General features: G+C 61.6%; 15 protein-coding genes and 1 pseudogene. 12 read left to right on the forward strand and 4 right to left on the reverse strand.

The features are described from left to right. Nucleotides 1-25 precede the first annotated feature (25 nt). Genes lspA through QZ648_RS12195 form a run of 4 tightly spaced genes read left to right on the forward strand, consistent with a single transcriptional unit; the run spans nucleotide 26 to nucleotide 2,128 of the window. Nucleotides 26-538, forward strand: coding sequence for a signal peptidase II (gene lspA, locus QZ648_RS12180; RefSeq protein WP_291997198.1), 513 nt, complete (start codon nucleotides 26-28; stop codon nucleotides 536-538). Next, nucleotides 535-999, forward strand: a complete 465-nt coding sequence (locus QZ648_RS12185; protein ID WP_291997199.1) for a copper chaperone PCu(A)C — start codon at nucleotides 535-537, stop codon at nucleotides 997-999. The genes lspA and QZ648_RS12185 overlap by 4 nt, the downstream gene beginning before the upstream one ends. Beyond that, nucleotides 996-1,454 (forward strand): disulfide bond formation protein B, encoded by a 459-nt coding sequence (locus tag QZ648_RS12190; protein WP_169068445.1) that lies wholly within the window; start codon nucleotides 996-998, stop codon nucleotides 1,452-1,454. The genes QZ648_RS12185 and QZ648_RS12190 overlap by 4 nt, the downstream gene beginning before the upstream one ends. After that, nucleotides 1,451-2,128 (forward strand): thioredoxin domain-containing protein, encoded by a 678-nt coding sequence (locus tag QZ648_RS12195; protein WP_291997200.1) that lies wholly within the window; start codon nucleotides 1,451-1,453, stop codon nucleotides 2,126-2,128. The genes QZ648_RS12190 and QZ648_RS12195 overlap by 4 nt, the downstream gene beginning before the upstream one ends. A gap of 124 nt (nucleotides 2,129-2,252) precedes the next feature. On the opposite strand, the gene QZ648_RS12200 is transcribed toward QZ648_RS12195, so the two are convergent. The 3 genes from QZ648_RS12200 to QZ648_RS12210 form a co-directional block, all read right to left on the reverse strand. Continuing rightward, on the reverse strand, nucleotides 2,253-4,463 hold the full coding sequence (locus QZ648_RS12200) for a helix-turn-helix domain-containing protein (protein WP_291997201.1): 2,211 nt from the start codon (nucleotides 4,461-4,463) through the stop codon (nucleotides 2,253-2,255). A 509-nt stretch (nucleotides 4,464-4,972) separates the two neighbouring features. Then, a complete protein-coding gene (locus QZ648_RS12205) occupies nucleotides 4,973-6,172 on the reverse strand; it encodes an IS91 family transposase (protein WP_291997202.1) in 1,200 nt (399 codons plus the stop codon). Nucleotides 6,173-6,180: 8 nt separating this feature from the next. Further along, nucleotides 6,181-7,062: a tyrosine-type recombinase/integrase gene (locus tag QZ648_RS12210; RefSeq protein WP_291997203.1), complete on the reverse strand. Its 882-nt coding sequence runs from the start codon at nucleotides 7,060-7,062 to the stop codon at nucleotides 6,181-6,183. Nucleotides 7,063-7,352: 290 nt separating this feature from the next. On the opposite strand from QZ648_RS12210, the gene QZ648_RS12215 reads away from it, so the two are divergent. From QZ648_RS12215 to QZ648_RS12225, 3 genes are read left to right on the forward strand one after another with little or no spacing between them, the layout of a single operon-like run. After that, nucleotides 7,353-8,588: a tyrosine-type recombinase/integrase gene (locus QZ648_RS12215; RefSeq protein ID WP_291995983.1), complete on the forward strand. Its 1,236-nt coding sequence runs from the start codon at nucleotides 7,353-7,355 to the stop codon at nucleotides 8,586-8,588. Next, the gene (locus tag QZ648_RS12220; protein WP_291985968.1) at nucleotides 8,582-9,493 is read left to right on the forward strand and encodes a tyrosine-type recombinase/integrase; all 912 of its coding nucleotides are present in this window, start codon (nucleotides 8,582-8,584) and stop codon (nucleotides 9,491-9,493) included. Before QZ648_RS12215 ends, QZ648_RS12220 begins: the two co-directional genes overlap by 7 nt. Beyond that, on the forward strand, nucleotides 9,490-10,479 hold the full coding sequence (locus tag QZ648_RS12225) for a tyrosine-type recombinase/integrase (RefSeq protein ID WP_169068653.1): 990 nt from the start codon (nucleotides 9,490-9,492) through the stop codon (nucleotides 10,477-10,479). Before QZ648_RS12220 ends, QZ648_RS12225 begins: the two co-directional genes overlap by 4 nt. Nucleotides 10,480-10,719: 240 nt before the next feature. On the opposite strand, the pseudogene QZ648_RS12230 reads toward QZ648_RS12225, so the two are convergent. Next, nucleotides 10,720-10,884, reverse strand: a pseudogene (locus QZ648_RS12230) (type II toxin-antitoxin system YafQ family toxin); the annotation flags it as partial. A 451-nt stretch (nucleotides 10,885-11,335) separates the two neighbouring features. On the opposite strand from QZ648_RS12230, the gene QZ648_RS12235 reads away from it, so the two are divergent. From QZ648_RS12235 to traL, 5 genes are read left to right on the forward strand one after another with little or no spacing between them, the layout of a single operon-like run. After that, on the forward strand, nucleotides 11,336-11,764 hold the full coding sequence (locus QZ648_RS12235) for a lytic transglycosylase domain-containing protein (RefSeq protein WP_291997204.1): 429 nt from the start codon (nucleotides 11,336-11,338) through the stop codon (nucleotides 11,762-11,764). After that, nucleotides 11,752-12,453, forward strand: coding sequence for an OmpA family protein (locus tag QZ648_RS12240; protein WP_291997205.1), 702 nt, complete (start codon nucleotides 11,752-11,754; stop codon nucleotides 12,451-12,453). The genes QZ648_RS12235 and QZ648_RS12240 overlap by 13 nt, the downstream gene beginning before the upstream one ends. Nucleotide 12,454: 1 nt before the next feature. After that, entirely contained in the window at nucleotides 12,455-12,649 is a 195-nt protein-coding gene (locus tag QZ648_RS12245; RefSeq protein WP_291997206.1) for a hypothetical protein, read from the forward strand. Continuing rightward, complete coding sequence (gene traA / locus QZ648_RS12250; RefSeq protein ID WP_291903607.1) at nucleotides 12,642-12,935, forward strand: TraA family conjugative transfer protein; 294 nt, start codon at nucleotides 12,642-12,644, stop codon at nucleotides 12,933-12,935. The genes QZ648_RS12245 and traA overlap by 8 nt, the downstream gene beginning before the upstream one ends. Before the next feature lie 14 nt (nucleotides 12,936-12,949). Next, entirely contained in the window at nucleotides 12,950-13,240 is a 291-nt protein-coding gene (traL, locus tag QZ648_RS12255; protein WP_043564723.1) for a type IV conjugative transfer system protein TraL, read from the forward strand.

Here is a 13,240-nt window from a genome sequence, read left to right on the forward strand (position 1 = left end):
TGCCAGCGCGGCGCAACCCCACCCTGTGGCCGCCGCCTCGAGCGACCGCTGGTGGCTGTTGATGGGGATCGCCGCGTCAATGCTGGCGCTCGACCAGGGCGTCAAGTGGATCGTCGCGCAGAATCTGCCGCTGGGCGCGAGCATCGCGGTCACCGAGTGGTTCAATCTGGTCCATGTTCTCAACCCGGGTGCTGCGTTTTCGTTCCTGGCCGATGCCGGCGGATGGCAGCGCCATGTGCTGACCGTGCTGGGTGTGGCCGTCAGTGTCGTGCTCGCCGGGCTGCTGTGGCGCGGCGTCGGCAGTCCTGTCGAGCGCGTGGCCTATGTCGGTCTGATCGGTGGCGCGCTGGGCAACGTCGTCGACCGGGTTCGCATTGGCGCGGTGATCGACTACCTCGATCTGCATTGGCGCGACATGCACTGGCCTGCGTTCAACCTGGCGGACATCTTCATCGTCGGCAGTGCGGCGCTGCTGGTGCTGGCGGCGTTCAGGCCGGGCCCAAACGGGCAACAAACCGGACAAGGGAGTACTGGATGATGAGCATTGCTGTTTCGAATCGTCGACTTGCGCGCATCGCCGCAGCCTTGTTGATATTGGGTGCGGCGTCAGCCGTCCATGCGCAGGTGCGGGTCGACGGGGCGTGGGCGCGTGCGACCGTGCCGAGCCAGTCGGCCACGGGCGCCTTTATGCGCCTGACCGCCGACAAAGATGTCGTTCTCACCGGCGTCAGCTCGCCGGTCGCCCGTGTCGTCGAAGTGCACGAGATGTCGATGGACAAGGACATCATGCGCATGCGCGCAGTCGATCAACTTCCCTTGAAGGCCGGCCAGACGAACGAGCTGAAGTCCGGTGGACTGCACATCATGATGATGGGGCTGAAGAAGCAGATCAAGGTGGCGGAGGTCGTGCCCTTGACGCTCTCGTTCAAGGCGGCCGACGGCCGCGTGTCGACGGTCGAAGCGAATGCAATGGCCAGTTTCGCCCCGCCCGAACGATGAGCACAGCACAGTCGGTGGGGCCGCGCCACGGCGGCCGGTATGCCACGTTCTGGACACCGCTGTTCCTGGCCTGGCTGCTGGCGTTGTTGGCCACGGCCGGCGCACTGTTCCTGGGCGAGGTTATGGGCAATACACCCTGCGTTCTGTGCTGGTATCAGCGCATCGCGATGTTTCCGCTGGTGCTGGTGCTCGGCATGGGCTTGTTCACCTCGGACCCTCGCTGTGCGCGCTACGCCTTGCCACTGGCCGCGGTGGGATGGGGCATCGCTGCCTACCACCTGATGGTTTTCTGGGGCGTGGTGTCCGAGGGCCTCGTGCCCTGCGGCCAGGGATCGTCCTGCACCGATATCGATGTGCAGGTGGCCGGTTTGATGCCGATTCCGCTGCTGTCGCTGGCGGCGTTCAGCGGCATCCTGGTGCTGCTGTGGTTTTCAATGAGGAGGGAAAAGGCATGAGCAGGAAGTGGATGGTTCTGGCGACGGTCGCCGTGGTCGTTCTGGCCTTCGCGGCAGGGGTCGTGGTCTTCACGGGGCGCACGAACCAGGAGGTGACGGCGGCGGCCCAGACGCACAGCGACGCGCTGGTCAGGCCGCACTCGCCCATCTACGGCAATCCGGCGGCCAAGGTGACGATCGTCGAGTTTTTCGATCCGTCCTGCGAGGCCTGCCGCGCTTTCTATCCGATCGTCAAGCGCATCGTCAACGCGAGCTTCGGCCAGGTCCGGCTCGTCGTGCGAAATGCGCCTTTGCACCACGGGTCGGATACGGCCGTGCGGATCATCGAGGCGGCGCGGCTGCAGGACAAATACTGGGAGGCGCTCGAGCGGGCGCTGGCTGCGCAGCCGCAGTGGGCCGCGCATGACCGGCCCCAGCCGCTATTGATCTGGGACGTCATTGGCGACATCGGCCTGGACATGGCGAAGGCGAGAGCGGATGCCGATGGGCCGGCCGTCGACCAGGTGTTGCGGCAGGACATCGCCGACATGCAGGCGCTGAAGGTGAATCGCACGCCAGGCTTCTTCGTCAATGGCACGCCCTTGCGTGACTTCGGCGAGGCGCCATTGAAGGCGCTCGTCGAGCAAGAGCTCAAGAAGCGGTCGGCTCAGAAAACGGAAAATAAAGCACGGTAAGCAATTTGGCAGATGCCTCTCTATTGAGGTCGTCATGTGACTGGGGTTGTAAGCCGGAACCCCAGAATATGCGGTGCACTACATATTCAGACTTCCTGATCTCGGAGGAAACCCGGTTGGCACTTTAGACGAGGGCGAAGATCATTTTTGCCCCAGTTTCAGGATGCGGGAAATCTTGCAGGGTGAGTTCATCGAGGAGCGCGGCGATGGCGCGATCATGGGCTGGGCTGGCCATCCGGTGAATTTTGATGGTCAGGGTGTTGGCCAGAGCGTTCGGTTCGATGTCGGCGGAAGAAACGAACAATTCGCGAATGAGCGCACGCGCGTCGTCCTCCTTCTTCAAGTGGCGACGCAATAGCGCCACCATGGCGGTTTCGGCCCGGTAGGCGACCATTTTCACGGCATCACAGAGCATTTTGTTCAGCGGCGGCAGTTGGGTCGGGCGCTCGGCCTCCGGCAGACTGTCGATCGTCACCTTTCGGGAGCTTGCTTTGCGCGCCGAGCAAAGTTGCTTGAGTTCCGCCTGAACGGCTTGCAGTGCTTCGACAGACTCGGCGTTTTTCTGGATTTCGCCGCCGTCATTCAAGGCCGTCCTGGCAATTGCAGCCTGTAGTTTTCTTTCGCTCTGGCGGGTTTGCCTGACGGCCTTGTCGAGTTCCCGCCAGCGGGGGTTGACGACCTGGTGAGTGCCGGGAAGAGATTCGTCTCCGTACTCGAGAAGTCCATCAATATCATAGTGTTCCATCATATACGCGAAGTAGTTTTCCTGGCACCAACGGGCGAACATCCGCCCAGCGATGGTGGTGTTTCCGAGTTGCCGGGCGGTCGTGATGACGGCTGTTTGATGTCCGGTCTGGGTCAGCCGACGGACTTCGGTCACGGCCAGGCTGCTATCGCCTGTGCCGAGTCGGGTTTCGCGCATGGCGAGTTTCATCCCGGTGCTGCCGCCTGCCGGCAGATGGACTTCCTGTTCCTGAAACGCGTCTTCGGACCAGAGGTCCTTGACGTTCTTGCGGTAGGTCAGTGCGCCGATGCGCTGTTTCCAGAGTCTGCCGAGGAGACTCTGGGTGGCTCCTTCCCGATCGAAGACCATGACAAACCGGTGCAGGGTCGGGTCGGCGTCCAGTTCGGCCGGCGTCGGCTGTCCCGGGACAATCTCCAGCAGTTGCGGGACGATGTCCTTGAGCAGGGTCTCGGCGAGTCCGTCATTGAGCGCCTGCGAAACCACAAAGAACGGGCGACCCAGGGCATCGTTAACCCAGTAGTCGGTGGTGCCCCGCAGGCACAGGCGTTCGCGCGAGACGTAGCGCTTCGACAGCCTGGCCTGCTCGCCGTGATACACCCGAACATGACCATCGACATACAGGTAACCCGCTTCTTCTGGTTCGCTTTCCATCCAGAGCTTCGCCAGATCCCGCATCCAGGCGGCGGGGTCACCCGTCTTGGCCAGCAGATGGATCTTTTCCCGCAGGGTGCGCACTTCCGGCACCCGGTCCAGGCCGATGACTTTGCCGAGTTCTCCGGGCGAGGTTTGTCGCAGATGTTCCGGCCGCTTGATTCGCCCCAGGGCCATGAAACCGAGGACGAGAAGAATGTGCAAGGCGCTGTAGAATCCCCGGGGTAGCTTGAGATGGCGATCCAGGCCGGTCAGTAGCCCGTTCGCACACAAGGCCGGCAAGCCGGCCAACAGCCCTCCCATCGCCACATCTTGACTCGCTTCGAAGCGCGTCGTCGCACCGGTCGCCAATCCCAGCGCCGTTTGGATCCGCTCGTCGGCGCGCGTGCAGGCGGTGCCCATCCCCGCGGCGGCTTCCGCATCCGCCCGGCTGCGCTCACTCTTGGTGCTCGCCGCTTCCAATTCCCCTGCGTCTTGCGGCAAAGGGGCCAACTGCGGCACGCCCTGGCGCCGGATCGCCTTGCGCAGCGTCGACTCCTGGACGCCCACCTGTCGCGCCACTTCGGCAGGACGCTTGCCCTCGCTCAACAGCCGCGCGCATTCGGCACTCTTGTCCGGCGTCATGATCCGCGGCCGGTTCGCCGCCGCCGGCCGAAAGAAAGACGATGGCCCGGCCTTGCGGCTTTGTCCCACCCAGTTCATCAACGTGCGGTGCGGGATGCACAGCGGCGGCCTTTCCAGTTCGACCGCCTTGACGTGCCCGTTTTCCATCAGACTGGTCAGGGCGAACCTGCGGCCAGCATCGTCTCCTACAGGGTGCGAGAAGTAATTGTCTCCCCCAACGAAGTAGATCGCTTGGCCATCCTTCTCCAGAATCGCCAACCCTTCGCCCACTTTCTGCGCACCATCGGGAAACCCCGGAAGCCACGACTGCCTCAACGCCTGCTCCTCCTTGCACCCCGAGTAACGCTTGCTCTATGCCATACGAAAACTACAGCCTTCAAAATAAAGTGCCACTTGCAATTCCTGAATTCTACCTACATTCCCGGTCGGGATCAGGAAATCTGATATTATTGCAGAGGGTTTTTAGCTTAGCGGACGCGGTGCGCTGAGTTTGGTGAGAGGTGTGGCGCCACCACCGCGACCGGTGAGCTAAAAATCCTGTTGTACTGAACCGCCGCACAGGCGGTGGAGCTATGGGGTTTGAATCAATGCGGCCTTGTCGAAGCGCGAGATTTGCACTCGCGAGAAGCTCGCCGCAGTAGCACGAGGATGGGTTTCCCATGCACAGGTTCGATCTCGGACGGCCGCGCGCCGTGACTTGAGGGGCAAGCCAACCGAGGCGAGAGAGCATTTCGTCGAAGCGTGTCTGCGCGGACAACAGGAGGCGTGTCGGCTTCCGAAGAAGTCCGCGACGGGGCTTTTGAGAGTGTGTTCAGTCGAGGCCATCAGACACTGTGGGGCGGTCCCCGTGGCAAGGTTCCCGGTAGGAAGGTTTCAATGCAAAGCATGTGGCCACATCCGCATTTCGGGCAGTCACGCAGCGACTTTCCCGTAAGCAGCTGATAACGGTCGCGGTAGTCGAGCGGCGTATCGGGCTTCTCGAACACGGGCGCAGGTTCAGCGAGCAGCTGCCGGCAGCGGGCCAGTTTCATGGCCCGATGGCGATTGGCCAAGAGGCCGTAATGCCGGATCCGTTGAAATCCGTCGGGTAGCACATGCAGCAGGAAACGGCGGATGAACTCCTGTTCGTCGAGACTCATCACCTTCTGCCGCGACTCGTGGCGGTAATCCTTCCAGCGAAAGCAGACCTTGCCATCGGCAAAGTCGGTCAGCCGATTGTTGGCGATAGCCACCCGGTGGGTGTAGCGACCGAGATACTCGAGGACCTTCTCGGGGCCGCCAAACGGCGGCTTGGCGTAGACCACCCACTCGGCCTGTCGCACCGGAGCCAGATAGCGGACAAACGCACGCGGAACCTGAAGCGGTTCGAGGGCGTTAAAGAAACGCAGCTCCCCGGCATCGAAGGCGGCCTGTAACTGCGCCAGAAACAGCCGACGGAAGAGCCGTGAGAGCACCCGTACCGGTAGAAAGAACCCTGGGCGGCAAGAAACCCAGCGCTCGTCATCGGCACTCAAACCGCCGCCCGGCACCACACAATGCAGATGCGGGTGGTGCAACAGATTCTGACCCCATGTGTGCAGGATCGCGATAAAGCCGATCTCCGCACCGAGGTGCTTGGGATCCGCCGCGATCGTGCGTAAGGTCTCCGCGGTCGCATGGAAGAGAATGCCGTAGACCACCGCCTTGTTCTGGTACGCGATCGCCGCGATCTCCTCGGGCAGCGTGAAAACAACGTGAAAGTACTCGACGGGAAGGAGGTCGGCGTGACGCTCGTCCAGCCATTGCGCGCGGACCAGGGACTGACATTTCGGGCAGTGCCGATTGCGGCAACTGTTGAAGGAAATGCGCAGGTGACCGCAGGCGTCACACTGTTCGATGTGTCCGCCGAGAGCGGCCGTGCGGCAACGCTCGATCGCGCTCATGACGCGATGCTGCCCACGGCTGAGTGTGCCCGCGTGGTCCTCGCGATAGCGGGGCCCGGCCTGGCGAAAGATGTCCGCCAGTTCGAGCCCGGTGGCGCGCAACGCCGGCCTCAGAAATGAGCCGGCGGCGTCGGTGTCAGGGGTGGAGGCTCCGCCACCTTGGGCAACAGGTCAAAGGGACTGGTCGTGGCGCAAACCGTGCTGCTGGCCACCTTCAGGTACCGCGAGGTGGTGGCCAGACTGCGGTGCCCGAGAAGAAGTTGAATGGTACGAACATTGGTGCCAGCCTCAAGCAGGTGCGTGGCGAAGGCGTGCCTCAGCGAGTGCGGGGTGATTGGCTTGGCAATGTTCGATGCGCGGTGCGCTTTCTGGCAAGCCTGGCCAACAGCATCCCGAGTGATCGGCTGGTCAGGAAGATCGCCGGGAAACAGCCACAGCGTCGGACGCGCGGCTTTCCAGTACAGCCGCAAGGTCTCAAGCAGTCGCGGCGAGAGCATTACGTAGCGGTCCTTCTGCCCTTTGCCTTGATCAACCCGGAGCATCATCCGCTGGCTGTCGATGTCCGTGACCTTGAGGTGGGTGGCTTCGGAAACGCGCAAGCCTCCCGCATAGATTGCCGTCAGAAGCGTTCGATGCTTGAGACTACTTACCGCTTCGAGGAAGTGCATCACTTCCTCTCGGCTGAGGATTACCGGCAGCTTGAAGGGCCGCTTGGGCATCGGAATTTCTTCAACGGCCCAAGGCTGTTTGAGCGTCACCTTATACAGGAAGCGCAGCGCGCCGGTTGCCAGGCCGATGCTGCTCGGCGCAAGCTTCCGGGTTTCGAGAAGATACAGTTGGTAGGTCCGAATGTCCTCCGGCCCGAGTTCCTGTGGTGGGCGGCGAAAGTACTTCGCGTAGGCGGCGACCTGTTGCACGTACGAAATCTGCGTGTTTGTTGCGAGGTTGCGAATGCTCATATCTTCAAGCATGCGCTGGCGAAGAGGCGTCATGGTCAAGCTCCTTGTCGAGAATGAGTGAAGTGCTGCAAGCAGCAACTTCATCGTTCTCCGCCACGAGCTCTTTGTAAATCCACCGCGCCGCCTCAGGCCGTCAATCAGCGATTACCGCGTCAGCGGTTTAGTACAATCGGCGATATGCAGAGTCCAGGAATATGAGGAGTATTCTTTCCTAGGGCGGCAGCATTTGCCTTGAAATCAGGTGGTTGCAGCGGTTTCTTTTGCCGGCTTTCTCGGCATATTACTGTCGTCCTTGAACGGTTGGTTAGCCAAAGGAGGACAGTATGCTTACGACCTATTTCACGCGCCCGGCAACGCGCGCGGGGTATTATGCGGGACCTGTCGGTCCCTATCTAGACCCTTTCACTGACTGGTTGGTGAAACGGGGTTATTGCAAAGACGCCATCCGGCATCTTCTCCTTGGGGCGGTCGGCTTCGCCAACTGGATGCAGGTGGCCGGTGGTGACCTGACTTCCTTGCACGAAGGTGTTTGGAATACCTTCTGCGATCATTTGGCCAAGCAGGGTCGGCTGCATGGCACGAAGGGACAGCATTCGATCTACTGGCGCGGCGCGAAACAGTTCACGGAGTTTCTTCGCGCCCAGCAAGGCATCGTCGCTACCAAGGCGGCGCTAGCTCCGCCGGAACTGGTGGCCGCATTCGAGCACTGGATGCAAATTCACCGTGGCGTCAAACCCTCGACGCTGATCACCTATCGCCAGCACGTCATGGACCTGCTCTCTTCGCTGGACCCGCAACCAGAGCAGTTCAATGCCACCAAGCTCCACGGCTTCATTCTGACTTACGCCAAGCGCAACGGCCGCGCTGTTGCACAAACCCGTGTAAAAGCCGCTCGCATGTTTCTTCGGTTTTTGATCGCCACTGAACGTTGTCAGCCGGGCCTCGACGCCGCCATTCCGACCATTGCCGAATGGCGCTTGGCGAGCTTGCCCCGCTATTTGCCGCCGGCCGACGTAGAGCGTGTTCTGGAGGCATGCAATGGCGCAAGGCCTATCGATATCCGCGACAAAGCCATCCTTCTGCTGTTGGCACGACTCGGCCTGCGCGCCAGCGACGTCGCCTCGTTGAAGTTCGACGATATCGATTGGTTGCACGGCACGTTTACCGTCATCGGCAAGAGTCGGCATGAGGCCAAACTGCCTTTGCCTCAGGACGTCGGTGACGCCATCTTGAACTATTTGCGGCAAGCGCGTCCCTCGGTAAACGACGTCTACGTTTTTATCACCGCTGTCGCTCCATGGGAGCCGATCACCCGAAACGTGGTCAAGCATGTCGCTACGCGTGCCATCCGGCGTGCCGGTGTCGAGGCGCTGTCGTTCGGTTCCCATATTTTCCGCCATTCGGCGGCAACCGGGTTGCTCCGCCAAGGCGCTTCGCTCCAAGTCATTGGCGAAGTATTGCGCCACCGCAGCATCGACACCACCGCCTTGTACGCCAAAGTCGACATCGGACTATTGCAGCAAGTCATCAGGCCGTGGCCGGGAGCGACATCATGCTAAAGGACGCGCTTGATACCTATTTGGCTGTTCGCCACGCGGCCGGTTTCGCTCTCGTCGATGACGAACACCGCCTCCGAGGCTTTGTCCGCTTCGCCAGTGCGCAAGGAGACACCGTCATAGTCGCCGCGACGGCCATCGCCTGGGCAGGGCAAGGGCGGTCGGAATCGCAACGCAGCAACCGTTTGAAGATGGTCATCCGCTTTGCGCGGTTTGCTCATGCTACCGATGGTCGCCACGAGATCCCGCCGCAGGGCGTGTATTGTGCGCGGCGGCAGCGGCCAACCCCCTATCTGTATACCGAGAACGAAATCCAGGCGCTGATGGCGCAAGCGCTGCACCTTGGTCCGCCAGGGACGCTACGGGCGCAGACCTACAGCACCTTGATTGGCCTGCTGGCCGCGACCGGGCTGCGTATTTCCGAAGCCATCAGCCTCCATTTCCAGGACATTTCCGCTGACGGCTTGGTGATCCGCAACACGAAGTTTAAAAAAAGTCGGCTGGTGCCGTTGCACTCGACGACCCAGGCGGCACTGGAGCGATATCTGGTCGAACGCCGCCGAGTTGCCACCAATGATGACCATATGTTCCTCTCGACACAGCTCGGTCCATTGAGTCTCGACGCAGTGTATCCGACATTCCACAAACTCCTGTCAGCCTGCGGTCTTCCCCGCCAAGCAGGGCAGCCGAGGCCCCGGCTGATCGATTTTCGTCACACCTTTGCGTCGAATGCGCTGATAGCTTGCCCGCATGCTCGCGACCACATTGGGAGCCACATGCTGGCACTGATGACCTACCTTGGTCACGCAGTCCCAAGCAGCACGTACTGGTATTTGGAAAGCTCGCCACGATTGATGGAGGATATCGTCGACGTATGCGAGCGCTTGTTCGAGGAGCAAACGCCATGACACCGATCGCCCCCCATATCACCGCCTTTTTGCGCGAACGCCTTCCCCTGCAACGTGGCGCGAGCGAGCACACCTGCGACAGCTATGCCTACGCCTTCCAGTTGCTGTTCGAGTTTGCCGGCAAGCGACTGCGGCTTACGCCATCGGCGCTAAGTCTTGAGCAGATCGACGCCAAATTGGTGATGGACTTCCTGCAACACCTTGAAACCGAGCGCCACAATGGCCCGCGCACGCGTAACGCCCGCTTGGTGGCGATCAAGTCCTTCATGCGCTTTATCGAGCATCGCGTGCCGGCGCTGCTGGAACAAAGCCGGCGCATTTTGGCGATCCCGGCGAAGCGCACCGATTCCCACTTGATCAGTTATTTGTCGATGGATGAGATGCAGACCGTTCTCAATGCGCCGGATCTCCAGCGCCACGACGGCATCCGCGACCGCGCTATGCTCCACCTATGCTTCTCCGCCGGGTTGCGCGTTTCGGAACTGGTCAACCTGCCGATAAATGCGATCGAGTGGCAACCATCGCCCAATGTGCGGATCATGGGCAAGGGCCGTCGGGAACGTTTGCTCCCACTCTGGAAGCAGACTTGCGTGGATTTGCGCGCGTGGTTGGCGGTGCGCGGTCCGGCGCCGGCGACGGAGTTGTTCGTTAATGCGCGCGGCCAGCCGCTAACTCGATCCGGCTTCGAGTACATTCTCAACAAATACGTTCAGACGGCCGCCGAACGATATCCCGTGCTTAAGCAACGGCACATCTCGCCGCACAGCCTGAGGCACAGCGCCGCGATGATGGTGTTGCAGGCAACGGGGGATATCCGCAAAGTCTCGCTCTGGCTCGGCCATGCAGACATCCAGACGACCGAAATTTACTTGCGGGCGGACCCAACAGAAAAGCTGGATGCAATGAGCGCCGTTGTGCCGCTCTCACTAAAAAAAGGACGGTTCCGGGCGCCAGACAAACTGATCGCCTCGCTGCGGGGCGCTTGAATATGCTGAGCGATGGGAGCCGACATGGCCGTCAGCACAAGGCTCCCACGCCTGCAATTCTGCATATTCCTGGACTCTGCATATCGCCGAAAACTCCGTCATCCCCCCGCCGGCCCTGCCACGAGCGCATCAAGGTCCAGGTCGATCACCTTGGTGTCGATGTGGAGCGTGTAGTGCCCGTTCCACATCGGTGATTCCGCCCGCCGTATCCTTCATTTCCTTGTCACGGAGCCCGGCTGCTCACAGGCCAAGTTCGCTGTGCGAACCGAGACGGACGAGCTGGAGTACGTTGTCGTCCGGTTTTCTGTAAATCAAGACCACGTTGGGCTTGACGTGACAATCCCGGTGGTCCTTCCAATCCCCACTGAGCGAATGATCGTGGTGCTTGTCGGCCAGAACCTGATCATGGAGCGACGGCGGCGGTCGGTCCTGTCCTTTCTTTGGCGTTCAACCTTGTAGGCTTTGCTTACCGTAAGCTTTGCGTAGAAGAAGGGAAGTGTTGTGCAGCAAAGACGAATGGATTATTTTGGTTATAAAGGGTTAAAAGATGGTTAACGGCCCAAAAAAAGACTAGAAAAACCTTTTGTAGCAATGGCTTAGAAAAACACCATACCCGCCGTCCGCGTCATGTGGCGCCAGCGTCGGCTCAGGCCGAGCTGCCGCCCTCCGGCAAACCTACGCGAAGGTCTGCTGCACTCGGCGCAGCCGACCTTCGAGGACGAACCACGGGGACGTCCCTTTTGAGCCGTAGGGCGCTGTCCGACGCCGTGCGAGCCGAACCCCGAACCCTCCGCTAACCGAAATGCGCCCTTAACGGTCACATTTCAGCGACGCAGGAACCGTCTGGCTTCCTACCATGGCAGCCATGACTCGCGCCTTCCTGACCATCCTCCTGCTGCCCGCGGCTTTTTCCGCGCAGGCCGCCTGCTTCGAAGAAGCCGGTCGCCGCTACGGCATTCCGCCATCCCTGCTCAAAGCAATCTCCGCAGTCGAGTCCAACTCCAACCCCGCCGCACGCCATCGCAACCGCGATGGCTCGGAGGACCTCGGGCACATGCAGATCAACAGCAGTTGGCTGCGCAAGCTGGGGTCGTATGGCATCGGCCGCGATCAGCTTTTTGATGCCTGCACCAGTACGTACATCGGCGCCTGGATTCTCGCGCAGAACATTCGTCGCCTCGGCTATGGCTGGGAAGCCGTAGGGGCCTACAACGCCGTCTCTCCCGACAAGCGCGCGGCCTATGCCCGCAAGGTCGCCTCTCGGGTCAAGCCATGGCGCTCGTGAACCCTGCCGCGATTCTGCTCTTCACGGCCTCGATACTGGTCGGTTGCGAGATCCTGCCTCCAGCGCTGCCTCAAGCGCTGCCCGAAGCAAGGCCCAAACCCATGGCGAGCGACAGGGTCGCCTGGATCGAACGCCAGTTTAAAACCTGCAGCGGCACCGCCTGCCCGACGCCCACACGCAAGACGCTGGCGATCGTCGAACTTCCCGTGGTCACAGACGAGTCAGCGCCTCCCGTTGCCGCGGTTCAGCCGACCCCCTCACCGGTCGCCTCTGCCTTTCCAGTCGCCACCGCTGCCGAGCCGGCCACCGCCAGCATCCTCTTCGAGTACGGCCAGGACACTCCTAGCGCCGATGGACAACGGGAGTTGGAGCGCCTGGCAGCCATCTCAGCGGCGTACCAGCGCATCGAGCTCTACGGCCGAACCGACGATATCGGCGGCAAAGCCTACAACGATCGTCTCGCCAGACGGCGTGCCGAGTCCGTCCGCTCATGGCTCCTCGACAGAGGTGTCGAGGCCGAGATCGTGGTTCGTGCCGAGGGCCTGTGCTGCTACCTCGATCCGGCACCCACCGAAGCGGCGCGCCGCAACAACCGCCGCGTCGAGGCACGTCTCGCTGGCCCGCGCGACGGGCTCAGTGACCGCAACCGCAGCACCCACCGCAACAGCAACCGCAAAGGAGCGCAGTGAAGTGAAATTACCGCATACCCACAGCTTCATCCGCGACGTGGTCATTACCGGCGGCTTCATCGCCATCGGAATCCTCGCCCCGGGCTCGCCGATCGAAGGCGGGTTCGAGGCCCATCTGGGCGGCATCGCCGTCGGCCTCGGCCTTGGATGGCTCATCAAGTCTTGTGTTGATCTCAAAGGGAATCGTCATGGATAGCCGTCGTAACTGGATCAAGGGCGCCCTGGCGCTCGTCTTGCTGACCGCTGCCACCGGGGCGCTGGCGGGAAACACCGGCACCGAGTTCCAAAGTCTCTATACCTGGCTGACCGGCATGGTCCAGGGCTACTTTGGCAAGGCGGCTGCGATCGCCGCGATCGGCCTGGGCGCGCTTTTCTCGCTGGCGCGGCTCAACCCGATGCCGATTCTCTCCGGGGTCGCGTTCGCGGTGTTCCTGCAATACGCACCGACGATTTCGACCGGCATCCTGACCGCCACGATCTGAATCCGGAGAGCGCGGTGGACGAAATCGGTTACATCCCCAAGTCACTCGAAGCCCAGGAGCGTTTCCTGTGGTGGGATTTTGATCAGGCCATCCTCTTCCTGCTGATCATGGGGACGGGCGTGATCTCGGGGGCCATGCTGGCCGGGATGGTCTGTGGCGCGCTCCTCGCCTGGCAGTACGGTCGGATCAAGACCGGCAAGCACCCCAAGTTCGCCTTGCACGCGCTCTACTGGTGGCTGCCGAGTGGGATTGTTGTCCGCCTGCGGGCGACCCCGCCGTCGCATCTGCGCTTCTTTCTCGGCTGA

This window comes from Candidatus Accumulibacter sp. ACC012, from assembly GCF_907163155.1.
Taxonomy (GTDB): domain Bacteria; phylum Pseudomonadota; class Gammaproteobacteria; order Burkholderiales; family Rhodocyclaceae; genus Accumulibacter; species Accumulibacter delftensis.

What these genes read in the sequence shown, in the direction of transcription:
- QZ648_RS12185 (WP_291997199.1), top strand. Translation starts at nt 535, where the DNA reads ATGATGAGCATTGCTGTTTCGAATCGTCGACTTGCGCGCATCGCCGCA.
- QZ648_RS12190 (WP_169068445.1), top strand. Translation starts at nt 996, where the DNA reads ATGAGCACAGCACAGTCGGTGGGGCCGCGCCACGGCGGCCGGTATGCC.
- QZ648_RS12195 (WP_291997200.1), top strand. Translation starts at nt 1,451, where the DNA reads ATGAGCAGGAAGTGGATGGTTCTGGCGACGGTCGCCGTGGTCGTTCTG.
- QZ648_RS12210 (WP_291997203.1), bottom strand. Translation starts at nt 7,062, where the DNA reads ATGACGCCTCTTCGCCAGCGCATGCTTGAAGATATGAGCATTCGCAAC.
- QZ648_RS12215 (WP_291995983.1), top strand. Translation starts at nt 7,353, where the DNA reads ATGCTTACGACCTATTTCACGCGCCCGGCAACGCGCGCGGGGTATTAT.
- QZ648_RS12220 (WP_291985968.1), top strand. Translation starts at nt 8,582, where the DNA reads ATGCTAAAGGACGCGCTTGATACCTATTTGGCTGTTCGCCACGCGGCC.
- QZ648_RS12225 (WP_169068653.1), top strand. Translation starts at nt 9,490, where the DNA reads ATGACACCGATCGCCCCCCATATCACCGCCTTTTTGCGCGAACGCCTT.
- QZ648_RS12235 (WP_291997204.1), top strand. Translation starts at nt 11,336, where the DNA reads ATGGCAGCCATGACTCGCGCCTTCCTGACCATCCTCCTGCTGCCCGCG.
- QZ648_RS12240 (WP_291997205.1), top strand. Translation starts at nt 11,752, where the DNA reads ATGGCGCTCGTGAACCCTGCCGCGATTCTGCTCTTCACGGCCTCGATA.
- traA (WP_291903607.1), top strand. Translation starts at nt 12,642, where the DNA reads ATGGATAGCCGTCGTAACTGGATCAAGGGCGCCCTGGCGCTCGTCTTG.